We start from the raw sequence: 411 nt of genomic DNA on the forward strand, positions 1-411 counted from the left end.
TGGCTGACGAACTTCTTGTCGGCGCCGCGCGTCATCATGCGGTAGAAGCCGTCCGTACCGGGGATCAGCTCGTGCTTCTGTATCGCCCTGAGGCTGTCCGGGTGCAACTGTACAAACTTTGCCGTCTGTCCGAGGAAGGATGCTGCTCCGGCGGCGAGGCCGGCGGCATTGCCGACGGACGCTTTGTCCACGCCGATGACATCGACAGCATGGCCCGTCACGTTGCGGATGCGTTCGACGTAGGCTTCGATCTCTGATGGCTCGCCCGCGACCAGAAGTCCCTCCTGCTGCACGGTAAGGACGAGCTCACCGTCGCGCGGCTCGACCGCGTCAACGTCGTCGGAAGTCTTGTCGACAGGCGCTGGTCTGGTTGGTTCAAGATCGCTTGCCATCTGCTTCCCCTCTGCTTGT

General features: G+C 62.5%; 1 protein-coding gene. It reads right to left on the reverse strand.

What is annotated here, in order from left to right:
- Nucleotides 1-392: hypothetical protein (locus CS062_RS25585; RefSeq protein WP_199174392.1), on the reverse strand; the 392-nt coding region annotated here is incomplete at its 3' end.
- Nucleotides 393-411 lie beyond the last annotated feature (19 nt).

The organism is Roseateles chitinivorans (genome assembly GCF_002761755.1).
Taxonomy (GTDB): Bacteria; Pseudomonadota; Gammaproteobacteria; order Burkholderiales; family Burkholderiaceae_C; genus Roseateles; species Roseateles chitinivorans.